Annotated in this window: 24 protein-coding genes and 1 tRNA gene; 3 read left to right on the top strand and 22 right to left on the bottom strand. The window is 56.4% G+C overall.

From position 1 onward, the window contains the following. Positions 1-48 precede the first annotated feature (48 nt). The 17 genes from hisS to ACHZBF_RS02220 form a co-directional block, all read right to left on the bottom strand. Positions 49-1,317 (bottom strand): histidine--tRNA ligase, encoded by a 1,269-nt coding sequence (gene hisS, locus ACHZBF_RS02300; protein ID WP_273441064.1) that lies wholly within the window; start codon positions 1,315-1,317, stop codon positions 49-51. Positions 1,318-1,515: 198 nt separating this feature from the next. Beyond that, entirely contained in the window at positions 1,516-2,550 is a 1,035-nt protein-coding gene (locus tag ACHZBF_RS02295; RefSeq protein ID WP_321527530.1) for a RodZ family helix-turn-helix domain-containing protein, read from the bottom strand. After that, a complete protein-coding gene (gene pilW / locus ACHZBF_RS02290) occupies positions 2,550-3,344 on the bottom strand; it encodes a type IV pilus biogenesis/stability protein PilW (RefSeq protein WP_321527581.1) in 795 nt (264 codons plus the stop codon). The genes ACHZBF_RS02295 and pilW overlap by 1 nt, the downstream gene beginning before the upstream one ends. A 2-nt stretch (positions 3,345-3,346) precedes the next feature. Further along, positions 3,347-4,429 carry a dual-specificity RNA methyltransferase RlmN gene (gene rlmN / locus ACHZBF_RS02285; protein WP_273441062.1) on the bottom strand — a complete coding sequence of 361 codons (1,083 nt, stop codon included), beginning with the start codon at positions 4,427-4,429 and terminating at the stop codon, positions 3,347-3,349. Positions 4,430-4,542: 113 nt separating this feature from the next. After that, complete coding sequence (gene ndk, locus ACHZBF_RS02280; RefSeq protein WP_273441061.1) at positions 4,543-4,971, bottom strand: nucleoside-diphosphate kinase; 429 nt, start codon at positions 4,969-4,971, stop codon at positions 4,543-4,545. A gap of 280 nt (positions 4,972-5,251) precedes the next feature. Then, positions 5,252-7,474, bottom strand: coding sequence for a GTP diphosphokinase (gene relA, locus ACHZBF_RS02275; RefSeq protein WP_273441060.1), 2,223 nt, complete (start codon positions 7,472-7,474; stop codon positions 5,252-5,254). Positions 7,475-7,982: 508 nt separating this feature from the next. After that, positions 7,983-9,221, bottom strand: a complete 1,239-nt coding sequence (locus ACHZBF_RS02270) for a DUF1015 domain-containing protein (protein ID WP_321527529.1) — start codon at positions 9,219-9,221, stop codon at positions 7,983-7,985. Positions 9,222-9,516: 295 nt separating this feature from the next. Then, the gene (gene iscX / locus ACHZBF_RS02265) at positions 9,517-9,711 is read right to left on the bottom strand and encodes a Fe-S cluster assembly protein IscX (protein WP_435685358.1); all 195 of its coding nucleotides are present in this window, start codon (positions 9,709-9,711) and stop codon (positions 9,517-9,519) included. Positions 9,712-9,728: 17 nt separating this feature from the next. After that, positions 9,729-10,067, bottom strand: coding sequence for an ISC system 2Fe-2S type ferredoxin (gene fdx / locus ACHZBF_RS02260; RefSeq protein WP_273441058.1), 339 nt, complete (start codon positions 10,065-10,067; stop codon positions 9,729-9,731). Between the two features lie 21 nt (positions 10,068-10,088). Next, entirely contained in the window at positions 10,089-11,960 is a 1,872-nt protein-coding gene (gene hscA, locus ACHZBF_RS02255) for a Fe-S protein assembly chaperone HscA (RefSeq protein WP_321527528.1), read from the bottom strand. Positions 11,961-11,975: 15 nt separating this feature from the next. Beyond that, complete coding sequence (gene hscB, locus ACHZBF_RS02250; protein ID WP_273441056.1) at positions 11,976-12,521, bottom strand: co-chaperone HscB; 546 nt, start codon at positions 12,519-12,521, stop codon at positions 11,976-11,978. Between the two features lie 59 nt (positions 12,522-12,580). Continuing rightward, a complete protein-coding gene (iscA, locus tag ACHZBF_RS02245) occupies positions 12,581-12,904 on the bottom strand; it encodes an iron-sulfur cluster assembly protein IscA (protein WP_029133896.1) in 324 nt (107 codons plus the stop codon). 73 nt (positions 12,905-12,977) lie between these two features. Next, a complete protein-coding gene (iscU, locus tag ACHZBF_RS02240; protein WP_029133897.1) occupies positions 12,978-13,364 on the bottom strand; it encodes a Fe-S cluster assembly scaffold IscU in 387 nt (128 codons plus the stop codon). Between the two features lie 101 nt (positions 13,365-13,465). Beyond that, positions 13,466-14,680 (bottom strand): IscS subfamily cysteine desulfurase, encoded by a 1,215-nt coding sequence (locus ACHZBF_RS02235; protein ID WP_273441055.1) that lies wholly within the window; start codon positions 14,678-14,680, stop codon positions 13,466-13,468. Between the two features lie 29 nt (positions 14,681-14,709). Next, positions 14,710-15,228, bottom strand: coding sequence for a Fe-S cluster assembly transcriptional regulator IscR (gene iscR / locus ACHZBF_RS02230; protein WP_321527527.1), 519 nt, complete (start codon positions 15,226-15,228; stop codon positions 14,710-14,712). A gap of 60 nt (positions 15,229-15,288) precedes the next feature. Beyond that, positions 15,289-16,116 carry a serine O-acetyltransferase gene (cysE, locus tag ACHZBF_RS02225; RefSeq protein WP_273441053.1) on the bottom strand — a complete coding sequence of 276 codons (828 nt, stop codon included), beginning with the start codon at positions 16,114-16,116 and terminating at the stop codon, positions 15,289-15,291. A gap of 122 nt (positions 16,117-16,238) precedes the next feature. Continuing rightward, the gene (locus tag ACHZBF_RS02220) at positions 16,239-16,964 is read right to left on the bottom strand and encodes an RNA methyltransferase (RefSeq protein WP_321527526.1); all 726 of its coding nucleotides are present in this window, start codon (positions 16,962-16,964) and stop codon (positions 16,239-16,241) included. A gap of 127 nt (positions 16,965-17,091) precedes the next feature. Here ACHZBF_RS02220 and ACHZBF_RS02215 point away from each other — a divergent pair, with 127 nt between their 5' ends. Together ACHZBF_RS02215 and ACHZBF_RS02210 are read left to right on the top strand one after the other, a co-directional pair. Next, positions 17,092-17,889 carry an inositol monophosphatase family protein gene (locus tag ACHZBF_RS02215; RefSeq protein ID WP_321527525.1) on the top strand — a complete coding sequence of 266 codons (798 nt, stop codon included), beginning with the start codon at positions 17,092-17,094 and terminating at the stop codon, positions 17,887-17,889. Positions 17,890-18,044: 155 nt separating this feature from the next. After that, positions 18,045-18,287, top strand: a complete 243-nt coding sequence (locus ACHZBF_RS02210) for an integration host factor subunit beta (RefSeq protein WP_321527524.1) — start codon at positions 18,045-18,047, stop codon at positions 18,285-18,287. An 82-nt stretch (positions 18,288-18,369) separates the two neighbouring features. On the opposite strand, the gene secF is transcribed toward ACHZBF_RS02210, so the two are convergent. From secF to queA, 5 genes are all read right to left on the bottom strand, one after another. Beyond that, positions 18,370-19,308: a protein translocase subunit SecF gene (secF, locus tag ACHZBF_RS02205; RefSeq protein ID WP_321527523.1), complete on the bottom strand. Its 939-nt coding sequence runs from the start codon at positions 19,306-19,308 to the stop codon at positions 18,370-18,372. Positions 19,309-19,322: 14 nt separating this feature from the next. Next, positions 19,323-21,176 (bottom strand): protein translocase subunit SecD, encoded by a 1,854-nt coding sequence (gene secD, locus ACHZBF_RS02200; protein ID WP_321527522.1) that lies wholly within the window; start codon positions 21,174-21,176, stop codon positions 19,323-19,325. Positions 21,177-21,267: 91 nt separating this feature from the next. Next, positions 21,268-21,600, bottom strand: a complete 333-nt coding sequence (gene yajC, locus ACHZBF_RS02195; protein ID WP_029133905.1) for a preprotein translocase subunit YajC — start codon at positions 21,598-21,600, stop codon at positions 21,268-21,270. A gap of 189 nt (positions 21,601-21,789) precedes the next feature. Continuing rightward, positions 21,790-22,884, bottom strand: coding sequence for a tRNA guanosine(34) transglycosylase Tgt (tgt, locus tag ACHZBF_RS02190; RefSeq protein ID WP_321527521.1), 1,095 nt, complete (start codon positions 22,882-22,884; stop codon positions 21,790-21,792). 185 nt (positions 22,885-23,069) lie between these two features. Continuing rightward, positions 23,070-24,101, bottom strand: a complete 1,032-nt coding sequence (gene queA / locus ACHZBF_RS02185; RefSeq protein WP_321527520.1) for a tRNA preQ1(34) S-adenosylmethionine ribosyltransferase-isomerase QueA — start codon at positions 24,099-24,101, stop codon at positions 23,070-23,072. Between the two features lie 105 nt (positions 24,102-24,206). On the opposite strand from queA, the gene ACHZBF_RS02180 reads away from it, so the two are divergent. Continuing rightward, positions 24,207-24,293: transfer RNA gene (locus ACHZBF_RS02180), tRNA-Leu, on the top strand. The last annotated feature ends 261 nt before the right edge of the window (positions 24,294-24,554 follow it).

The raw sequence follows: 24,554 nt of genomic DNA, 5'->3' as shown, positions 1-24,554 counted from the left end.
TAACGGCTAAACAATTCGTTACCAAAAACCGTCCGGTCCCCGGTACAGTCAGATTTGTCCTTGCAGATAGTTCGCCAGACTGTTCAGCGCCACCCGTTCCTGTTCGCGCTCTTCACGCAGATACTTAACACCGATAACGCCCTGCTCAAGCTCATCCTCGCCCAGCACCAGCGCAAAACGTGCACCGCTGCGATCGGCTTTTTTGAACTGGCTCTTGAAGCTGCCGCCGCCGCAATGACTCATCAGGCGCAGTCCCGGCACTTCCCGGCGCAACCGGTCAGCCAGCAGCACACCTTGCTTTTGCGGGGTATCCCCAACCAGCACCAGATAGGCATCCAGGGTCTGCAGTTGCAGGGGTGTTTCCCGCTCTTCCAGCAGCACAATCAGCCGCTCCACCCCCATGGCGAAACCGACCGCCGGTGTCGGTTTGCCGCCCAGCTGTTCCACCAGACCATCGTAGCGGCCGCCGGCACAAACGGTTCCCTGGGCGCCCAGTCGATCGGTCACCCACTCGAATACCGTGCGGGCATAGTAGTCAAGCCCGCGCACCAGACGGGTGTTCACCACATAAGAGACACCGGCCCCTTCCAGCCCGGCACAGAGTGTCTCAAAGTGGCCCTTCGATTCATCCCCCAGATAATCCATCAGTGAAGGGGCTCCGGCAATCAGTTCACGCATCTCCGGATTCTTGGAGTCCAGAATCCGCAGTGGATTGCTACCAAGGCGACGCAGACTGTCTTCATCCAGCTGCGCTTTATGTTCGGAGAGATAGGCCACCAGTTGCTCACGATAGACGGAACGTTCATCGGGAGTCCCCAGCGTATTGATCTGCAATTCCAGACCCTCCAGGCCGAGACACTCCCAGAACCGCCGGGTCAACAGGATCATCTCGATATCGATATCCGGTCCGTCGAGTCCATAGGCCTCGGCGCCGATCTGATAGAACTGGCGATAGCGACCCTTCTGGGGACGTTCGTGCCGAAACATCGGCCCGTAATACCAGATTCGCTGCACCTGGTTATGAAACAGTCCATTCTCAATACCCGCCCGTACACAGCTGGCGGTACACTCCGGCCGCAGTGTCAGGCTGTCGCCATTGCGGTCCTCGAAAGTATACATCTCCTTCTCGACGATATCGGTCACCTCGCCGATGGAACGCTTGAACAGGTCGGTCATCTCCACCACAGGCGTGCGCAGCTCCCGATAACCGTAACTGTCCAGCACCGCTCGCACCTGCTGTTCCAGGAAATGCCAAACGGGTGACTGGTCCGGCAGGATATCGTGCATGCCACGAATGGCTTGTATATTTTTGGCCATTACTCTCGTTCTGTACTCTTGCTTAACTTTTTCTGATTTTCCATCTAACTCAGCATGTTCGCCGGATTACGCTGCGCTAATCCGACCTACCGGGCGAAATGCTAGGCTGTAGGTTGCGTTAGCCGAAGACGTAACCCGACAAGCGGATTTAGCTGACAAATTTTATCTGTTTTTCTACCACCTGCGCCCACCCTTCTGTCATTCAGGCTGAAGGGTAAACTTGGCGACATTGCCGCGGATGTGGGGCGTCAGATCGAAGGCGGCGCCGTCAACCAGAATAGTCACCGCAGAAGCGTTACCGAATACCATTTTATAAGGCGCTTCGCCTGCAAGCACGAGGCTGTCGCCCCCCGCCTTATTGCCGATCACTCTATAACTGCCCGTGGCATCCTTGATATCAGTCCAGCAGGCATCAGAAAATCTGACCTGTATCGCCCCAGAAGCCTGGACCTGGGCGGGTTCCGCCGTGATTACCCCGGTTGCCGGCGCTACTTCCACCGCACTGTTCGGCAATGCGCTATCCATCGACCCGGCGACAGCGCCCTCCACCGGCCGCGGAGCCTCAGCGCCGCTCACTAACGGGCCAGCGGCACCTTCCTGTGGCGTCATGTCCACCGGGCTTGGGGACTCATCCACACCAGACCCGGCCGGCTCGACAACCGGTGCATCCAGTATTTCCGGCTTATCAATCAACACCGGCAGGGTCATTTTGCCGTCATCGTCAACCGGTAGGTTATCCGACGCAGCTGGCGGGGTTTCCGCCTGCTGTTCTACCGCCTGATTGCCGGCTTCAAGGCCCAGATTGAGCGGCCATTGCAGATACCCGCGCCACCAGGTCACCACCAGGGCAATGATAGCGATGACGATCAGCCAGGTGGTCAGTCGAATAATGGTATGACTGCTGCGCACTTCATGCTTGATCTGGGCGGCCTTCAGATTCATGGCCTCTTCATCTGCCGGCCTGTACTGATGGAAAGCCTCCAGTATGGAGGCCACAGGAATATCCAGCAGGCGGGCATAGTTGCGCAGATAGCCCTGCACAAATACGGCACTGGGCAATTTGCTGAAATCATCCGCTTCCAGCGCCTCCAGCATCGAGACGTTCAGGTGCAACAGACTGGCCACCCGGTTGATATCCATATCCTTTGCAATGCGGATTTCCCGCAGCTGTTTTCCAGGGCCCTGGATAACCGGTGGTTCAAGCGCCTCTTCGTTATGATCGGCGTCATTCATTAGTGTTCGGAATTCCTCAAGAGCTGCACCTCCCGGGAGTCAGGGAAGTTATTTTTTAACATCAGCGAATAACTGGATACGGCATTCTGATCGCCCAGGAGCCGCTCATTCTGGATACCCAGCCACAGTGATGCCGGTGTTGGCCTGGCCTTTTCCAGATAACGCTGCAGATAGGCACGGGAGGAGAGATTTTCTCCCGCCTGAAAACTGATCTGAGCCATCTGGATCAATGCCAGTGAAAATTCGGGGTTAAAAGTCAGGGCCCGGCGAAGGTAGTTCTCCGCTTTTTGCAGATCATTGTCGCGTGCCGCACAGATACCAGCATTGGTCAGTGCCACCTCGGGAGTCCTGTAGAGCGGATTTTCCAGCGCCTTCAGAAAATATTGATCGGCTTCCGCAAAACGCTGTTGCTGACAGAGAAATGAAGCGTAGGCATTCAACACATAGGAGTTTTTGGACTCTATTTTCAGACTGCGAAGAAAATGCTTCTCGGCCAGGTCACGCTCACCCAACCGGTCATACAGCAGGGCAATAACGTTGTGGCCTTCCGCATTCGCGGGCTCAACGGACAGCGCCTGCTTGGCCTTCTTCAGGGCGACATCAAGATGGCCTTCCCGCATATAGGCGATAGCCAGCTTTACATAGACATCGCCCGCACCGGTTTGGCTGTCCTGCCCGAACTGGCCGGTATTATCCACCATATCAGGCGAAGTGCCGCCCGGTCGCACCGCCCCCTGCTGACAACCCACAAGGAAAAGCAGTGCGAACAATCCCAGAACAGAGACCTGGCTCACTTTCAACGTACAACTCCTCCTGAATGTTTCAATTCACGCCGACTGCGATCCTTCACCCGCCCAACCAGCTGCCCGCAGGCCGCATCAATATCCTCGCCCCGGGTCTTGCGGGTCGTGGTGACTATACCAGCCCGGACCAGCCGCTGACGAAACGCGTCGATCCGTTCTGGTGGGGAGCAGCGGTAACCGGTTCCCGGAAACGGATTGAATGGAATAAGATTGATTTTTGACGGTGTCCCTTCAAGCAACCGGATCAGCTGTTTGGCCTGTTTGTCACTATCGTTGATACCATCCAACATGACATATTCCCAAGTTACCTTGCGCCGCTTGTCGCCCCGGAGATAGTCCCGGCACGCGGGGATCAGCTGTTCCAGGGGATACTTGCGATTGATCGGCACCAACTGATCGCGCAGCTCGTTGGTCGGAGCATGGAGTGAAACCGCCAGACTCACCTCGGACAACTCCGTGAGCTGTTTGAGTGCAGGTACAATCCCCGAAGTACTGATGGTAACCCGGTATTTCGACAGCATGTAAGCCAGGTCGTCCTGCATGATATTGGTCGCCGTTACCACCGGATCAAAGTTGGCCAGCGGCTCGCCCATCCCCATTAACACCACATTAGTGAGCGATTTACCCAACTCCCGCTCGGCCACCCACACCTGACCGATTATCTCCGCCGCCGTGAGGTTGCGGTTGAATCCCTGCTGCGCCGTGGAACAGAAACTGCAGTCCAGCGCGCAGCCGACCTGGGATGAGATACAGAGCGTGCTGCGATTGGGTTCCGGAATAAAAACCGATTCGATCCGGTTGTCGCGGTCCAGTTCGATTACCCATTTATGGGTACCATCCAGTGCCGGCTGATCGAATACGATCTCCGGCACCCTGACCTCCGCCACCTGCTTGAGCTGTTCACGCAGTTTTTTCGACAGGTCCGTCATGGCATCGAAATCGGTGACACCGTGCTTATGAATCCATTTGAGCACATTGCGGCCGTTAAAGGCCTTGGCACCCAGACCTTCAAAGAAGGACTCCATGCCCTTGCGGTCAAAATCCAGCAGATTGACTTTCTGTTCGGCGCTCTGCATTACCCTGCCACTCCACACAGTATTTGAAAGGTGTTGTCGCTGCCCTGCGAACGGAGACACGCTCGGCAATCAACGCCGTGGCGAAGGCAATGCAGATTGATCAAGGGTCGACCTCAACGCAGCCTTTCGCAGACACCTTCGGGAAAGAAGAAGGCGATCTCCACAGCGGCAGTTTCCGGTGCGTCCGAGCCATGAACAGCATTCTCATCAACCGTCTCGGCGAAATCGGCACGAATGGTCCCCGGCGCTGCGTCTTTCGGATTGGTGGCACCCATTACTTCGCGGTTCCTGGCAATGGCATTTTCACCCTCCAGTACCTGTACCATCACCGGGCCGGAGGTCATGAAATCGATCAGGTCATTGTAGAAGGGACGCTCTTTATGCACGGCATAAAACTCGCCGGCCTGCTCACGGGTCAGCTGCAACATCTTCGAGGCAACAATCTTGAGGCCTGCTTCTTCAAAGCGGCTATAGATTTTTCCAATAATGTTCTTCGCCACCGCATCCGGCTTCACAATTGAGAATGTACGCTCGATCGCCATCAAAAACTCCAATAATTTCAAACAATAAAAAAACAATGCCCAGCCGACAGGCTACGCAGGAAACCTGAATTCAGTCCTCTGAAATAACCGCATGTCAATCTGCGGATGGCACTTGCCCGGAGAAATCGCACCTTTTTGCCAAATGTGCCTGAGAGGATCCGTTTTCTATTTACAAAACCAACGCTTAGTTTACCTTGCGGCAGGGGAAACAGGCAATTTATCATTCCGCCAGATCTGTTTACTGATGGGCCAGCCCGTCTCCCTTCCCCATCGCAACGCCTTACACGTCTCGCCTGACCGTCAACACATCGGGCAACTGGGCGATCTTCTCCAACAGGCGGCTCAGTTGACGCATATTGGTAATCTCGACGGTAAAGCGCATATTGGCCCGATCCATCTTGCGGTCCGACTGGGTATTGACCCCGAGCACATCCACCTCTTCATTGGTGAGGATGGCCGATATATCCCGCAGCAGCCCCTTCCGGTCGGTTGCAGTGATCTTGATATCGACCTGATATGAGCCGGTGGCGCCCTCACCCGCCCAGGCCACATCGATCAGTCGCTCGCGATCCTCATCATCCAGATGGGTAACCATGCCACAGTCACTTCGATGCACCGTGACGCCGCGTCCCCGGGTGATAAAACCGACAATCTCATCATTGGGCACCGGCTTGCAGCAGCGCGCAATATGGGTCATGAGATCCTCCACACCCTCAACAACCACCTCACCCCGCCCGGCTTTCTCAGACCGTCCCGGTTTTGGATGGGGTAACTGCTCGACATGGGACGGCTTCTGCGCCGGCATCTCATGAGCCACTCCCATTCCCGCCACCTGGATCGGCGAAACATCACCCCGGCCGATGGCTGCCAACAGGTCATCACTCTTCTTGAAATTAAACCGCCTGACCGCAACAGCCAGATCCGGTTTCGCGACGCCCAGCCGATTGACTTCACGCTCCAGACTGATCTTCCCGGCATGCAGATGCTGTTCGTAATCCTGCTGCTTGAACCATTGCCGAACCCGATTGCGCGCCCGACTGGTTTTCAGATATCCGAGATGAGGACTGAGCCAATCCCGGCTGGGACCACCCTCTTTAACGGTTAAAATCTCCACCAGCTGGCCACTTTCAAGCGGTCGGGTGAGCGGCCGGATCTTGCCATCGATCTTGGCGCCACGACAGCGATGCCCCACGTCAGAGTGTATGGCGTAAGCGAAATCCACAGCGGTGGCGCCCTTGGGCAGCTCCACCACCTTGCCCTGCGGTGTAAGCACGTAGACTTGCCGGGATTCAAACTCGCTTTTCAGATTATCGACAAAATCCTCTGAACCGGCCGGATCATCCTTGACCTCGATCCAGTTGCGCATCAGGGAGATGCGCCGTTCAAACTCGGCATCACCCTTGCTCCCACCCTCTTTGTAACGCCAATGGGCGGCCACGCCGAGTTCTGCATGTTCATGCATATCGTGGGTGCGGATCTGGATTTCCAGGGTCTTGTCTTCCGGCCCGATCACCGCCGTATGGATCGAACGGTACATATTGGCCTTGGGGGTGGCGATATAGTCATCGAACTCACCCGGAATGTGCCGCCACAACCCGTGCACCACACCAATAGCGGCATAACAGTCAGCCACACTATCCACCAGCACCCGGACCGCCCGCAGATCAAAAATCTGCTCGAAGGGAACCGACTTCCGCTTCATCTTTTTCCAGATGCTGTAGATATGCTTGGGGCGTCCGGTTATCTCGGCGTCGATATGCAGCTCGGCGAATTTTGCCTGCAGGATATCGACCACATCCTCAATATAATCTTCCCGGTCAGCACGCCGTCCATCCAGTTTTTTGGCAATGTCCATGTAGGTATCCGGCTCCAGGTAGCGGAGACAGAGGTCCTCCAGCTCCCATTTGATCTGCCAGATACCGAGTCGGTTGGCGAGGGGGGCGTAAATCTGCTGGGTTTCACGCGCTTCCTTGACCCGCATTGCCTCGGGCAGGGATTTCAGGATGCGCATGATATGCAGCCGTTCCGCCAGCACGATCAGGACCACCCGGATGTCATCGGCGATGCTGAGCAGCATGCGCCGCAGATTTTCAGTATGCGCCACCTCCTTGTCGTGCTGACTGGCCGCGCGGTCCCGGGAGACGAAGCCGATCCGCGCCATGTCATTCACCATGCGCGCAACACTCTTGCCGAACTGCTTTTCCAGCCGGGACAGGTTAACCTGATCGCCCGGCAACACATCGTGTAAAATGGCAGCCGCCAAGGTCTCCCAGTCCAGATCCATCTCGGCCAGAATCTCTGCAACGGCAAGGGCATGACGCAGGGTCGTTTCCCCCGTAACCTCGACACCCTCGCGATGAATTTCAAACGCGAGATCACACGCCTCGTGCAACTTCTCCATCTCTGCCGCACTGCGCTTGACGGCCAGACCAGCCAGCCAGACACGAATATCCCGCTCATCCAGACCATCATTTTCAGGAAGGTTGGTTGTGATGCTAACCATCTGAAGTCCTTATGGAAATTTCAATCCAAGCATTACCGAACCAAAACAGGATTCAGTGCCCTAGCAATTTTTATAGTTGTTTTCGTATTTAATAATGGGCGCCAATCCAGAATATTCCCAGCCCACAGGAGAATAATACCATTCAGATCAGCGGCACCATTTTCCTGATAAATCAGCCGCGCATTATTCAGGAAAACGCACGCAATGCCAAACCATGCCCCCTGAGTCTAGCCAAGACGGGAGGGTTACCATATGAACGAGATCAATAAAAAAGGTTCACCGGAACCGAGGATAAACCTTATCCTGACTTTACCCCAGTCACTGTCAACTTTCGGATTAAATATGAGGATAGAAGGCATTTTCCGATAAAACATCTCCCTCCGCCGTTACTACCCTGCACTTGAGGCAATGGCAACGGCGAAAGAATATGAAGGGCCTGGAGAAGATTCACTTCCGTATACGACCACCCCTGCGCCGCGGAATTACTCTTTCGGGAATCCGGGAGTCATTAAAGCAGATGACTGACCAGCCCATCGGCCAGTTTTGGCTCAAACCAGGTGGATTTGGGCGGCATGATCTGGCCTGCGTCTGCCACCGCCATCAGGGCATTCATGGTCGTCGGATAGAGTGCGAAGGCTACCGCCCATTCACCACTGTCCACTCGCTGCTCCAGGGCCTTCAGCCCCCTGATACCACCCACAAAGTCTATCCTGCTGTCGGTGCGTTGATCAGTGATCCCGAGCACTGGATCCAGCAATTCATTAGCCAACAGACTCACATCCAGACTCGCCACCGGATCCAATGATGGAATGCGCGCATCCGCAAGCACCAGTTGATACCAGGCGCCATCCAGATACATGCCGAAATGGCCGGTCTGCTCCGGTTTAACCGGCTGGTCTGCCGCTTCAACCTGAAAGCGATCCCGCACGGCCTGCAGAAATTGCGGCGCGCTCATGCCGTTCAGATCCCTGACAATACGGTTGTAATCCAGGATGCGGGTCTGTTTATGGGGAAAGATGACTGACAGAAAATAGTTATACGGCTCTTCACCTGTATGTTGGGAATTTGCCGATTTGCGCTCAGCCGCTACACGGGACGCTGCGGCCGAGCGGTGATGCCCATCGGCCACATAGAGGGCAGGTAACTCATCGAACAGCAGGGTCAGAGCGGTAATCCGGGTCTTATCCGACAGCACCCATATCTGATGGCGCACCGAATCAGCCGCCGTTATATCCACCGCCGGATCACCCTCGGCGGCACTGCTGAGCAGGTCATCAATGCGGTCGTCACTCGGATAGACCAGAAACACCGGGCCGGTCTGTGCATTCAGCGCCGATATCTGCTTGACGCGATCCTGCTCCTTGGCGGGACGGGTCAGCTCGTGCCGCTTGATCCTGCCGTTGTCATAGGCATCGACAGAGGCAGCCGCCACTACGCCCAGCTGGGTATGGGCACCCATGGTGAGCCGATAAACGTAATAACAGTCACTGCTGTCCTGGATCAGCACGCCCTCGCTGCGCATGGCAGCGAGATTTTCCGCCGCCTTGCTATAGACTTCAGGTGAGTAAGGGTCAACAGAGACGGGAAGGTCGACTTCCGGACGGGAGATATGCAGAAAACTCCAGGGTCTGCCTTCGACCATCTCCCTGGCCTCCAGGTCGCTCATCACATCATAAGGCGGAGCGGCAACTTCTTCCGCACGGCCGGTAGCAGGCCTCAGCCCGGGAAACGCTCTGATCAGCGACATAACTGTCCTCGAAGGATATGCTTGGGAACGGCAGACTTATTCAGCCCGCATTGTTCCAAAGCGTTCACCCGCTGTCCAGACAGAGATGCTTATCGCGATATTAGCCGTTGTTTCGGTGTGGAAAATCCCGCCGCGGGAGTGAATCGGTTTGCCTGATCTGCTGCCATAACCAAACCAGTGCAGATGTGTGATGGAGTTGTAGCGGGCACAGCCCGCGCTGGAAGATCGCCTGGGCGGGATGGATGTGCAGCACCCGATCAGTGTGGTCGCCGTCCCGAAAGCAGGATCAAGGGCGTTATTCCCGCTCTTCAATCCAGGCCATCTGGATGGCCTCCAGAATCCGCTCGCCGGTATGTTTCGGGTCATCATCAAAATCGGGCAGCGCCGTGACCCACTTATTCAGGTCGACGAAGTTGACATGATTGGGATCGACATCCGGATACGTCTCATCCAGTTCAATCGCGATGTTGAGAGAATCCGTCCATTTCAAACCCATAGCCTGCCCCCTCAGTGAGTTTCTGAAACCATATTAATAGTGTATTTGGGTATTTCGATCACCAGGTCCTCATCACCGACCAGTGCCTGACAGCTGAGTCGGGATTCCGGCTCCAAACCCCACGCCTTGTCCAGCATATCCTCTTCCACCTCATCGGCCTCTCCCAGGGAATCAAGCCCCTCCCGGACGATCACGTGGCAAGTCGTGCAGGCACAGGATTTTTCGCAGGCGTGCTCAATCTCTATGCCATTTTGATTGGCGGCATCGCAAATGGAGATACCGGGTTCCACCTCGATCACCGCCCCCTCCGGGCAGATCTCTTCATGTGGAAGAAAAATTAGTTGAGTCATGATCAATCCTACTGGCTTCTGCTATTCAAAATCATCAACGCTGTGGCCGGACATGGCCTTGCGCACACTGGCGTTCATGCGCCGTTCGACATAAAACTCGCAGGATTTTTCCAGCGCGTCCACTGCCGATTTGATCGCCGAATGATCTCCATTGCGGGTAATTTCAGCAAGTGTCCGCAGCGCTGATTCCACACTGCTTCGTTCATCCGCATTCAGCAACGCATCGCCATCGTCCTTGAGTGCAGCGGTCAATGCCTCGATAACACGTTCGGCTTCTACCTGCTGCTCGCGCAGCTTGCGCGCCTCCATATCCTCCTGGGCATGGTCAATGGATTCACGCAGCATGGACTCGATCTCGCCATCGGTCAATCCATAGGAGGGCTTCACCTCAACACTCGCCCTGACCCCGCTGCTCTGCTCTTGTGCTTCCACACTCAGCAGGCCGTCGGCATCCACCGAGAAGGTTACCCGGATACGCGCCGCGCCGGCCACCATCGGCGGTATCCCACGCAATTCGAAGCGCGCCAGCGAACGATTGTCGACAACCAGTTCTCGCTCTCCCTGCAGCACATGCACGGCCATGGCCGTCTGCCCGTCTTTGAAGGTAGTGAACTCCTGGGCCCGGGCCACCGGAATGGTGGTGTTCCTCGGGATGAGCTTCTCGACCAGTCCGCCCATGGTCTCGATCCCGAGCGAGAGCGGATTGACATCCAGCAGCAACATCTCGTTATCCGATTTATTGCCTACCAAAATATCCGCCTGGATAGCGGCACCGATCGCCACCACGCGATCCGGATCGATATCCACCAGCGGCTCGGTACGGAAAAACTCACCCACCAGTTCCCGCACCCTGGGGACCCGGGTGGAGCCCCCGACCATCACCACATCCTCGATATCCTCCGGCGTCAGGCCGGCATCACGCAGCGCGCGGCGACAGGGCGCCAGGGTCTTGCGAATCAGGGGATCGACCAATATATTGAACTGTTCGCGGCTCAGCTCACCCTGCCAGGAGGCGCCGTCCGCCAGGACCACTGATATCGCCGCACTGTCCGATTCGGTGAGCGCCTCTTTTGCCTGGCAAGCCACCTGCATCAATTGCCGCAACGTGGAGCGGTCCGCATCCCGATCAATATCAGCCTGGGACATAATCCACTCGGCAATCGCATGATCCAGATCATCACCACCGAGCGCGGAGTCCCCACCTGTCGACAGGACTTCGAACACACCCTTGTTGAGGCGCAGGATTGAGATATCAAAAGTACCACCACCCAGATCATAAATGGCGTGCACGCCGTCCGATCCGGTATCCAGGCCATAGGCGACTGCCGCCGCCGTGGGTTCATTCAGGAGCCGCAATACCTTTAGACCGGCAATCGTCGCCGCATCCTTGGTGGCCTGTCGCTGGGCATCATCAAAATAGGCCGGGACGGTGATCACAATCCCCTCCAGCTCTCCACCCAACGAGCTTTCCGCGCGCCTTACCAGGGACTTGAGAATTTCCGAGGAGACTTCGACCGAACTGACATCCCCCCGTGCGGTGTGGATGCGGGGAACGGCAGCATCACCGTCCTGGAACTGGTAAGGCAGCTGGTTACCGAGGGATTTGATATCCGCAAGACCACGACCGATCAACCGTTTGACGGAGATGATGGTGTTCAACGGGTCCTTGGCCGCCATCTCCTTGGCCTGCCGGCCCACCTCGATACCGTTTTCCGTATAACGCACGACAGAGGGCAGCAGGTGCTCTCCGTCATCGTTCGGCAGGGTAACCGCCTTGCCACTGCGCACGGCAGCAACCAGGGAGTTGGTGGTTCCGAGATCTATCCCCACCGCCAGCCGGTGCTGATGCGGCGCGGCAGACTGCCCGGGTTCAGAAAGTTGTAATAAGGCCATAATCGGGGCGGCTCATCATAGGGCGTCATCCAGCTCGGCTTCGAGGGATTCGGCATCAAAACGAAGTTTCTTCAGAAATTGCATCTTGCGCAGATTTTCTCTGGCCGCTTCAAGCTGCTCCGGCGTCGCCGCTTCAAACTGGATAGCCATCTGAGCGATCAGGGCGTTGATCCGTTGATTGACGTCAGCCATAAAGGCAGCAATCACCTGATACGGGTCCGGTTGGTTGCGCGCCTCCTCCAGCGCCTCCCGAAGTTCCATCTGCTCCATCAGAAAGGCGGCATCCCGGGTGGTCTCCTGGCCATGCTCCATATTGATACCATGCAGGCTGAGGAGATAGCGGGCACGCAGGATGGGATCTTTTAGTGTCTCGTAGGCCTCATTGATGCGAACAGACCCCTGCATCGAAAGTCGGCGTTCCTGTTCAGTTGAATTGGCAAACCGGTCTGGATGTACTGCCTTCTGTAACTCACGGTAATGAGTCGAAAGATGATCAGTGTCTACAACATAATCCACCGGCAAGCCAAACAACTCAAAGTAGTTCTTTGAGAAATCCAGCATCGCTTTTTATTAACAGTTATAGGGTGATTGGAACTCAGCGTTGGCTCTGGAAAACCCGATCAGACGTTGAAGCTTTCGCCACAACCACAAGCATCCTTGACGTTTGGGTTATTGAACTTAAACCCCTCGTTGAGCCCCTCTTTGGTATAGTCCAGTTCCGTGCCGTCCAGATAGAGCAGGCTCTTCGGGTCAACCAGCACCTTGACGCCATGCTGTTCAAAAATCTGGTCGTCCGCCTCGCTATCGTCGGCGAACTCCAGCACATAGGCCATGCCGGAACAGCCGGAGGTGCGGACACCGAGCCTGATACCCAGACCGGACCCCCGGTTATCCAGAAAATTACGCACATGCCTGGCGGCCGCTTCAGTTATGGTAATGGTCATATCGTCTCGCTCCGGGTTCCCTTTCGGCATCCCGATCTACAACTACTATAGAGGCAATATAATGCCTTAATGGCTATCCTTTTGCATTCTTGGTCGCATAATCCTGCACCGCGGCCTTAATGGCATCCTCCGCCAACACCGAGCAGTGGACCTTGACCGGCGGCAATGCCAGCTCTTCGGCAATCTGGGTGTTTTTGATCTGCTGGGCCTCTTCCAGGGTTTTACCCTTCACCCATTCGGTCAACAGACTGCTGGATGCGATGGCCGAACCACAACCATAGGTCTTGAATTTGGCATCTTCAATCACGCCCTGATCATTGACCTGAATCTGTAACCGCATCACGTCACCACAAGCGGGCGCTCCGACCATCCCGGTACCGACATTCTTGGCATCCTTATCCATCACGCCTACATTGCGGGGATTCTCATAATGGTCCAAGACCTTCTCACTGTATGACATACTCGATTCTCCAAATTCAGTGACCGGCCTGCTTTATGCCGGTGACACGCGTAAACTGCAAATAGATTGACCCTGTTACTTTATCAGACAGTGGCGCAGGCTTAATGTGCCGCCCACTGTACCGAATTGAGGTCAATCCCTTCCTTGAACATATCCCACAAAGGCGAAAGCTCACGCAGGCGGTTGACCTGCTGACTAATCAGTTCGATGACATGATCGACCTCTTCCTCGGTGGTAAAACGACCGATGGTGAAACGGATGGAACTGTGCGCCAGTTCGTCCTGCCGACCTATCGCGCGCAACACGTAGCTGGGCTCAAGACTGGCGGAGGTGCAGGCCGAGCCGGATGATACGGCGAAGTCCTTCAACGCCATGATCAGGGATTCACCCTCGACGTAGGCAAAACTGACATTCAGATTACCCGCCACCCGATGCTCCAGGTCACCATTGAGATAGATCTCGTCCATCGCCCTCATGCCATTCCAGAGGCGGTCACGCAACTTCATGATGCGTTCATTATCCTGCGCCATCTCCGCCTTCGCGATACGAAAGGCCTCGCCCATACCGACAATCTGGTGCGTCGCCAGGGTACCGGAACGCATACCGCGCTCATGGCCGCCGCCGTGCATCTGGGCTTCCAGGCGAACCCGCGGTTTACGCCGTACATAAAGTGCGCCAATCCCTTTGGGACCATAGATCTTGTGCGCGGAGAGTGACAGCAAGTCTACCTTCATACGCTCCATATCCAGCGGGATCTTGCCGGCGCTCTGCGCGGCGTCCACATGGAACAGAATCTTGCGCGCGCGGGTCAGTTCGCCGATAGCCTCGATATCCTGAATCACGCCGATCTCGTTGTTCACGTGCATGATCGAAACCAGGATGGTGTCATCGCGCATCGCCGCTTCAAGCTTGCCCAGGTCGATCAATCCATCCGGTTCCGGGTCCAGATAGGTCACTTCGAACCCTTCACGCTCCAGTTGGCGACAGGTATCGAGAACCGCCTTGTGCTCGGTCTTGCTGGTAATGATGTGCTTGCCCTGTTTCTGGTAGAAATGCGCAGCGCCCTTGATTGCCAGGTTATCGGACTCGGTGGCACCCGATGTCCAGACGATCTCCTTTGGATTTGCATTCAACAGTGCGGCCACATCACTCCTGGCCCGCTCTACCGCATCATCCGCATCCCAACCGAACTTATGTGACCGGGAGGCCGGATTTCCGAACATGCCATCCGGCGTCAGGTACTGGCACATCTTCTCAGCAACCCGGGGATCAACAGGTGTGGTCGCCGAATAGTCCATGTAAATGGGTAATTTCATCATCACTCCAAAAAGTTATTCGGTAAATATCAAGCTCGAACGCCTGTACCCACCGCAGTAGCTGCAAATTTCACATCCGCCGACACGGCGGCCTTTTCAGCGGTCCGCCTCAGCTCTTCATCCTGGCGCTGGGCAACCTTCTTAACCCCGCGCCGCTCCATCAGGTCGTGCAGGCTGATCCGATTAAGATAGTCGTAGATCTGGTCACTGAGGTCATGCCAGAGATCATGGGTCAGACAGCGTTCGTTGTCCTGGCAGTTGTGATTACCGCCACAGCGTGTAGTGTCGACCTTCTCGTCCACTGCCGTGATGACCGAGGCTATGAAGATCTCATTCGCCTCTTTGCCCAGCACGTAACCACCACCAGGACCCCTGACACTGGCCACCAGCAGTTTTTTACGCAAACGGGAGAACAGCTGCTCCAGATATGAAAGGGAAATACCCTGTCGCTCGGCGATATCCGCCAGGGTAATCGGTCCCTGCCCCTGGTGGAAAGCCAGATCCAGCATGGCGGTTACGGCATAACGTCCTTTTGTGGTTAACCTCACAACAGATACTCCTGAAATATTTGATGCTGCTAATATATAATACCTGACTGAATCGGTCAACTATTCAGGAGCGCTATTTTCCTTAACCTGACTTGAAGAAATCGAGTCTGCAGCTCGTTGTATTTTAAGCAGTTCTTCGGCCGTAGAGGCAATTTCACATGAATCTATTTCAGGTATATCGAGGTCAGGCTGCTCCTCACTGACTCGCCTGATAATCCGGCACATGGTCTGCATGCGTTGGTCCATGACATGGATATGATCAAGCATGCAATTAATGGCATGGGCAACCGGGTCCGGGGCATCACTGGTGGCGCCGTAGGCGTCAAAGCCCATCTTCTCAGCCGTCGCCGAGCGTCTGGACGCCGTCGCTGCGGATGAAGCCTCAATCAGTCGCCCGGGCACACCGACCACCGTGGTTCCCGGTGGCACGGCCTTAAGGACCACCGCGTTCGATCCGATCCTGGCGCCGTCGCCGATCTCGATCGGGCCCAGCACCTTGGCACCGGCACCCACAACAACATTTCTACCCAGGGTCGGATGGCGCTTGCCCTTCTGCCAACTGGTGCCGCCGAGGGTTACACCGTGGTAAAGGGTACAGTCGTCGCCGATCACCGCCGTCTCGCCGATCACCACCCCCATGCCGTGATCAATAAAGAAGCGTCGACCAATGGTCGCCCCCGGATGGATCTCGATACCGGTGATCCAACGGGCAAAGGTGGAGATCAGCCGGGCAATCCAGCAGAGACCTATATTCCATAACCAATGGGTGAGTCGGTGGATCAGCAGGGCGTGCAGACCGGGATAGGTGGTCAGCACCTCAAAGGCATTGCGGGCCGCCGGATCGCGTTCAAATACACTGGCGATATCTTCTTTGAGACGAGTGAACATTCAGGGGATTCCATTAACTCCAGCACAACATCGGAAAACAGCTATTCCTGACTATTCTACTCGATTATTTTGCCAACTGACCAGCACCCTAGATATGGGCGTCACGGCTGAAACCGTGCCCGCTAACGGCGCATCGATTTACGGCCTTGTGCCGCACTCAGGATGCCCCGCAGGATATTAACCTCTTCCGGATCGGGGCGCGCCCGCAAAAACAGACGGCGAAGTCGCCGCTGCAGCTTCTCCGATTGCCGGGGATTACTGAAGCCGATGTCCTGCATGGCCTGCTGCAGATGCTGAAAAAAGCCCTCCATCGCGTCCACCGTCGCCACTGCGGAAAGGCCCGCCTCATCAGTCTGCCTATCCGCCAGGGACTGAATATAAACCTCATAGGCAATAACCTGCAGCGCCTGAGCGATATTCAGCGAGCTGTATTCCGGGTTGGCCGGAATGTGCACCAGGTAGTGACAGCGATCCAGCTCACTGTTGCGCAGCCCCGAACTCTCCCGCCCGAACAGGATCGCCACCTCACCCTGGGACGCCTCGGCCCACACCTGCTCGGCACAGGCCCGCGGCAATAACTGTGGCCACTCCACCGTCCGGAGGCGGGCACTCGCACCGACCACCAGCCGACACCCTTCAAGGGCCTGATCCAGGGTCTCATATACCCGGCACTGTTCCAGAATACTGTCTGCCCCGGCCGCCCGGGCGGTCGCTTCCGCACTCGGATAGGCGCGTGGTGCAACCAGGCAGAGTTGCGTCAGGCACATGTTCTTCATCGCCCTGGCAGCGGCCCCGATATTGCCCGGATGGGTCGTCTCGATCAGTACAATTTTGATGTTCTTCAGCATAGCCGCAAAGCGTACATGATTCGGCACCATTTCTCAGCTGGATTAGAAACGCCGGCACTAAAGTTTCTTTCCGGGAAAGTTGATTTTTCCTTTATTAGATGCGCCGCTTGATGTATCTTCCACGCCCATGCACCCGATGATGAATATTGCTGTCCGCGCCGCCCGTAGCGCCGGTAACATACTCCTCCGTTATTACGAGCGAACCGATACCCTGACGATTACCCAGAAGGGTTTGAACGATTTTGTATCCGAGGTGGACCGCGCCTCCGAGCAGGCCATTATCGATACCCTGCGGGGCTCATACCCCAACCATGCCATTCTGGCGGAAGAGAGCGGCAGCAAGAGCGGCAATGAGTTCCAGTGGATCATCGATCCACTCGACGGCACCACCAACTATCTGCACGGATTCCCCCAGTTCTCCATCTCGATCGCCCTGAAACATAAGGGTGTCCTGGAACATGGACTGGTCTACGATCCGTTACGTGACGAGATGTTTACCGCCAGCCGCGGGGACGGTGCGCTGTTGAATGACCGGCGCATCCGCGTCACCAACAGAAAAAGCCTGGACGGGGCGCTGCTCGGCACCGGCTTCCCCTACCGCGATCAGTCCAATCTGGACGCCTACCTGGGCATGTTCCGGGCGTTGATCAAGGATACCGCCGGCATCCGCCGCCCGGGATCAGCGGCACTGGACCTGGCTTACGTAGCCGCCGGTCGCCTGGATGGGTTCTGGGAACTGGGGCTGTCCGAGTGGGATTTCGCCGCCGGCGCCCTGTTGGTCAAAGAGGCCGGTGGTACTGTATCGGATATCAATGGTGGCGGCCGTTTTTTTGAAACCGGTAATATTATCGCTGGTGGTTTGCGGCTCCATTCAGCCATGTCGAGCACGATACGTCCCCACCTCACCGATCGATTGCGCGGCTGATCCAGCTATCGCCACCGATTACGCCCGACGAGCGATCGGGCATCAGTACCGGCACATTTCCCGATAGCGCGCTCAAGTTTCCCAGAACCGTACCGATAACCGGGTTAAGTCAGTGAAGATGCCGTCTTCACTGGGAACCCTGGAGATCGGACCACATGAAGGACAATCCAGCCACAACCGCGACAGTCAGCGACCGCGCACTTGAGTTGATCATGCGCGACGTACTGGATGGTCTGTTTGAACTCTCCCTGGAATCCTCGCTCTGCGCCGATATCGCTGATTTCGAAATCCTGGAGATCCGTCCAGCGATCAGCAGAAACCAGCATAGGCGCGTGGATAGCAGCAAAACCGACGCGGAGATTATCGACTTTCCAAATCTCAAGCGCGCCTGCGGATAGCCCTTAGCCCTTCACGAAAAAAGCCCGACGGGTAAGCAGTCCGCCGGGCTTTTCTATTCTCTGCCTATCTTTACCGCATGGATCAGGGTTCCGCATCCACCTCCGCGCCCTCTTTCACCACCGGCATCAGATCCGCCTTGCTGATACCCAGCATCAGGGCCGCGGTACTGGCAACATAGATAGAGGAGTAAGTGCCGACCACAATGCCGATAATCAGCGCAAAGGCGAAGCTGTGAATGATCTCTCCACCAAACACAAACAGGGCGGCCAATACCAGCAGCGTGGTCAGGGAGGTCATCAGTGTGCGCGACAAGGTCTGGTTCAGTGAGCTGTTAACAATCTCCACCGCACTGCCCTTGCGCATCTTGCGAAAATTCTCCCGGATACGATCAAACACCACAATCGTGTCGTTCAGCGAGTAACCAATCACCGCCAGCACCGCCGCCAGTACGGTCAGGTCAAACTCAATCTGAAAAATGGAAAAGACACCCAGGGTGATCAGCACATCGTGAATCAGGGCAACCACCGAGCCCAAAGCAAAACGGTATTCAAAACGCAGCGCCACGTAGACCAGAATACCCATAAGCGCATAGAGCATCGCCAGACCACCATCCTCGGTCAGCTCATCCCCTACCTGCGGCCCAACAAACTCAACCCGGCGCAGCGTCGTTTCACCTGCCCCCGCCTGCTTCAGCGCAGCGAAGGCGCGATCACTCAACTCGGCGCTTCCCAGTTCAGCCTGTGGAGGCAATCGCACCAGCACATCCCTGGAGGTACCGAAGTGCTGCACCACCGCGTCACCAAAGCCGCCTTCACCAAGGACTTCCCGCACCTTGCCCAGCTCTACCGCCTCCTGATAACCAACCTCCACCAGGGTACCCCCGGTAAAGTCAATGCCGAGACTCAGTCCTCGCACCAGCACGGAACCGATGGCGGTCAGCACCAGTAGAATTGAGAATATTGCAGCAAGCTTGCGCTTGCCCATGAAATCGATTTCGCTCTTTCTTTTGAAAATCTGCATCAGAGTCATCCAAATCAGATACTGAGCCTGGCGACACGCTTGCCACCATAGATCAGGTTGACCACGGCACGGGTGCCCACAATAGCGGTGAACATGGAGGTCAGGATGCCGATAAACAGGGTCACGGCAAAGCCCTTGATCGGCCCGGTTCCGAAGCTGAACAGCACCACCGCCGCAATCAATGTGGTGATATTGGCATCCACAATGGTGGAGAGTGCCTTTTCATAGCCGGCAAAGATACTCGCCTGGGGGGTGCTGCCGTTACGTATCTCCTCACGAATGCGCTCAAAGATCAGCACGTTGGCATCCACCGCCATACCCACGGTGAGCACGATACCGGCAATACCCGGCAGTGTCAGCGTCGCCTGCAGCATGGAGAGCACCGCCACAATGAAGACCAGGTTGAGCAGCAGGGCCAGGTTGGCCACCAGACCAAACACCTTATAATAAATAGCCATGAAGACCATCACCACGGCGAGGCCGATCACCACCGAGGTGAACCCCTGATCGATATTATCCTGCCCCAGGCTCGGGCCGATCGTCCGCTCCTCGACGATATCGATCGGCGCGGCCAGTGCTCCGGCACGCAATAACAGCGCCAGGTCGTGGGCCTCTTCGGGGCTATCCAGACCGGTTGTCTGGAAGCGGCGACCAAACGGTTCGATGATATTGGCGACACTGATCACCTCTTCCACCTGAACCTTGCGGGTTACCGGCTCGCCATCCACCATACGGGTATCTTTGCGGGTTTCGATAAAAACCACTGCCATCGGCTTATTGACATTTTCCGTGGTCACGTTGCGCATGCGACGCGCGCCCTGGCTGTCCAGACTGACCGATACCATGGGACTACCGGTGCGCTGGTCGAATCCGGATGATGCATCGGTGATCTGGTTACCGGTAACGATCACCCGCTTCTTCAGCAGGATCGGGCGCCCATCACGGGTCCGGTAAAGTTTCGACCCGGGCGGCACCTTGCCGGCTAGGGCATCTTCCACGCTGTGTTCCGTATCCTCCAGCCGATACTCCAGGGTAGCCGTGGCACCCAGCAGCTCTTTCAGTTTCGAGGGATCCTGGGCGCCAGGGAGCTGGACGACGATGCGCCGCTCGCCCTGCTGCTGTATCACCGGCTCCGAGACACCCAGCGCATTGACGCGATTACGTAGCGTGGTGATATTCTGATCCAGCGCGAACTTCTTCACCGAGCGCTGTTCACTAGCGCTCATTCTTGCCTGGACCAGGTACTCGCCCCCCTCATCCAGGGACTCAAGCAGCAGGTCGCGGAACTCGTTACCAATCACATCCAGCGCCTGATCACGCAACCCGGCCTCTTTGAACGTAACCAGAATTGCATCATCCCGGTTGGCTACCCGGCTATAACGCACTTTCTCAGTCCGCAACAGGGTGCGGATATCACCGTTATACCGCTCCATCGCCTGACTGACCGCCGCATCCATGTCGACATCAATCAGGACATGGATACCCCCCCGCAAATCAAGACCCAGATACATGGGCAGGGCACCCATACTCTGCAGCCAGCCCGGCACGTCAGTGGAGAGGGTCAGGGCCTGGGTGTAATCCGCCCCCAGAGTTGCCTCCAGAATTTCCTTGGCCCGCAGCTGACTCTCCGAGTCAGTAAATCTGACCAGCAGTTTATCTTCACCGGTTGCGGTCGATTTTATCTTGATATTTGCACTGTCCAGGGCCGTGCGGACGGTCAACTCGGTCGCGGAATCGACCGATGCCCGGCGACTGCCGCTGATCTCCAGTGAAGGGTCCTGATCGAATATGTTCGGCAAGGCGTAGACCAGACCAAACAGTACCAGTACCGCTACGAGGATGTTCTTCCAGAGGGGATATCGGTTCATCGTTGTCTGTTATTGTGGAAGCGCTACAGGGGCACGCCTGGATCACCGGCCTCCCCAATGAAACAGCCGGCCCTTGCGGGCCGGCCAGTGATTAAAGCTCTTTCAGGGTGCCCTTCGGCATGATGGCTGCGACCGCCTGACGACGGATCTTGACCTCGACGCCTTCAGCGATTTCAACTTTCACGAAATTCTCGCCCAGATCGGAAATCCGCCCCATCAATCCGCCTTCGGTCTGTACTTCATCGCCCTTGGCCAGGGTCTCGACCAGTTTCTTATGTTCCTTCTGTCGCTTCATTTGGGGACGGATCATCAGGAAATAGAGCATGATGATCAGGCCAATCGGCAGAATCAGTCCTTCCAAACCCGCTCCACCGGCACCGCCGCCAGTAGCCTGGGCCATGGCATCTGAAATAAAGAAACTCATGGTGTTCTTACCTTAAGTCAAGTGGTCAAAATATATTGATTCAGCACAGAGTACACCGTAGCGAAATCACAAGCGGAGCATTATGCCACAGTTGTTGTGATTAAAAAATTTATGGCGCTACGCCTGCGCATCCGAATCAATGCAAGTACCGGAAATAAGGCCTGGGCTGCGGATTTTCAAGTAGGCACCTCAGGCCCGCATGGCGTAAAAATCCCGAACGAAGGCATCGAAACGCTGCTCCGTGATGGCCTGGCGAATATCGCGCATCAGTGACTGGTAGTAGTGCAGGTTATGGATAGTATTCAGCCGGGCACCCAGTATCTCATTGCAGCGCGACAGGTGCCGTAGATAGCTCCGACTGTAGTTTTGGCAGGTGTAGCAATCACAATGGGGGTCCAGAGGTCCTGTGTCACCGGCATGCACGGCATTGCGAATGCGCACCACGCCCTGATGCGTAAACAGGTGGCCATTGCGCGCGTTACGGGTCGGCATGACACAATCAAACATATCGATACCGCGCCGCACCGCTTCCACGATATCCTCCGGCGTTCCTACGCCCATCAGATAGTGGGGCTTATCTGCCGGCAATCTGGACGAGAGGAAGTCCAGCACCCGCCAACGGTCGGCAGGCGGCTCGCCTACTGAAAGCCCGCCCACGGCATAGCCGTCAAAACCGATCTCCATCAGCCCTTCCAGCGAACGCCCGCGCAACGACTCATAGACACCACCCTGGACAATACCGAACAGCGCCGACGGGTTGTCGCCATGCGCCTGCCTGCTGCGCTCGGCCCAGCGCAGTGAGAGCTCCATGGAGACCCGCGCCTCCAGCTCCGTGGCCGGATACGGCGTGCACTCATCAAAGATCATCACGATGTCGGAACCAAGCCTACGCTGTACCGCCATCGACTCTTCCGGCCCCATGAATATCCGGCTGCCATCGATAGGCGAGCGAAAGTGCACCCCCGCCTCGGTAATCTTGCGCATCGCCCCCAGACTGAACACCTGAAAGCCACCGGAATCGGTCAGAATGGGACGCTGCCAATGAATAAAGTCATGCAGATCGCCATGGGCAGAGATGATATCGGTGCCGGGCCGGAGCATGAGATGGAAGGTGTTACCCAGGATGATTTCGGCGCCCCCCGACTCCAGCTCTTCCGGGGTCATCGCCTTCACCGTGCCGTAGGTCCCGACCGGCATGAAGGCCGGTGTCTGTATGGTCCCACGCGGGAATGTAAGCTGACCCCGGCGGGCCGCGCCGTCAATATTTACGACTTCAAAAAGCATGACTTATATCAACATAAATGGATTTTAACGACTTGACACACTGCAGCATATATTAGAAACTACGCATGTACTGAAAAACAACTCGGTACACACTCCTCCATCCTCCTTTGGTGGATTTATTTACGCGGCAATCCACTTGCCGCGTTTTTTTTGCCCGGAAAATATGAGCGCCACACCTTCCGGGTTCATGCCCAATCTGCGCGCTCCAGAAACATCGCATCACCATAGCTGAAAAAACGATAACGCTGAACCACGGCATGTTGGTATGCCGCCATAATTCGCTCATATCCGGAGAATGCCGCCACCAGCATCAGCAGGGTGGATTCAGGCAAATGGAAGTTGGTAAGCAGGGCATCAACACTACGAAACCGGTAGCCCGGAGTGATGAACAACCGGGTATCCCCGTAGAAGGGTTGTATCTCCCCTTCCCGGGACGCGGACTCAAGACTGCGCACACTGGTTGTACCCACCGCCACAACCCGCGCCCCCCGGGCGCGTGCCGCACGGACCTGCTCACACACCTCCGGACTCACTTCCGCATACTCGCTATGCATGACATGCTCCTCCAAACGGTCGACCCGGACCGGCCTGAAGGTGCCTGCCCCCACATGCAGGGTGACGAAGGCACGTTCGACCCCCATGGCATCCAGCCGCGCCAGCATGGCCTGGTCAAAATGGAGACCCGCAGTAGGTGCAGCGACCGCGCCCTCGCGCTGGGAGTAGACGGTCTGGTAGCGCTCTTCATCCAGCGCCTGATCCTCGCGACTGATGTAGGGAGGGAGCGGCATATGCCCGGTCTGGCACATCAGTTCATGGAGGTCCACGTCACAAGCGGCAATGACGAACAGATCCTCCTGCCGCCCCTGCACCTCCAGCACATTCCCGTCTTCAAGCAGTATACGGCTGCCTGCCCTGGGTGACTTGCTGGCCCGGATATGGGCCAGCCCCCGACGAGGCTCCAACACCCGCTCGATCAGCAGTTCAACTTTCCCCCCAGTCGCCTTGGTACCAAACAACCTGGCGCGCATTACCCGGGTATCATTGAACACCAGCAGGTCACCGGGATTCAGTAGCGAGGGCAGGTCGGCAAACAGACGATCAACCGGCCCTTCTCCGCCGCAGGGCAGATGGAGTAGCCGGCTGTCCTGCCGGTTTCCGGTGGGAAACTGGGCGATCAGCTCATCAGGGAGATCATAGTGGAAGTCGCTTCTCTGCATGGGGCGCGCATCTTACCATAGACTGCCGTAGCGCCAAGGCTTCTGTGGTTACCACCGAGGGATTGCACTGCCCCATGAAAAGATTATACTACGCCTCTTCAATCTGCCGGGGTGGTGAAATTGGTAGACACAGGGGATTCAAAATCCCCCGGGGGCAACCCCTTGTCGGTTCGAGTCCGACCCTCGGTACCACTTAAATATCAAAGGCTTATTGCTGTTATTCGGCGTAGGCCTTTTTTATTGTGTGCGACACCAGGTAGCAAACAGGCAGCAAAATGCCCACAGGCCAGCTCACGCCAGATGAATGCAGGAAAGCGTTACTACTGACTGATTTTTGGCATCCAGCTTGGCCAGCGGGCTTGGCGGCTGAGGCGGCCGAAATCCTTGCTACAGCGCAAATCCTCTCCGGAAAACAGAAATTATTACCATCCACCGCAATATTTGTCCGTTGTT

It is taken from the genome of Sedimenticola selenatireducens (assembly GCF_963675335.2).
In the GTDB taxonomy this organism is placed as follows: Bacteria; Pseudomonadota; Gammaproteobacteria; order Chromatiales; family Chromatiaceae; genus Sedimenticola; species Sedimenticola selenatireducens.
This window is presented reverse-complemented; position numbering and strand designations above follow the sequence as displayed.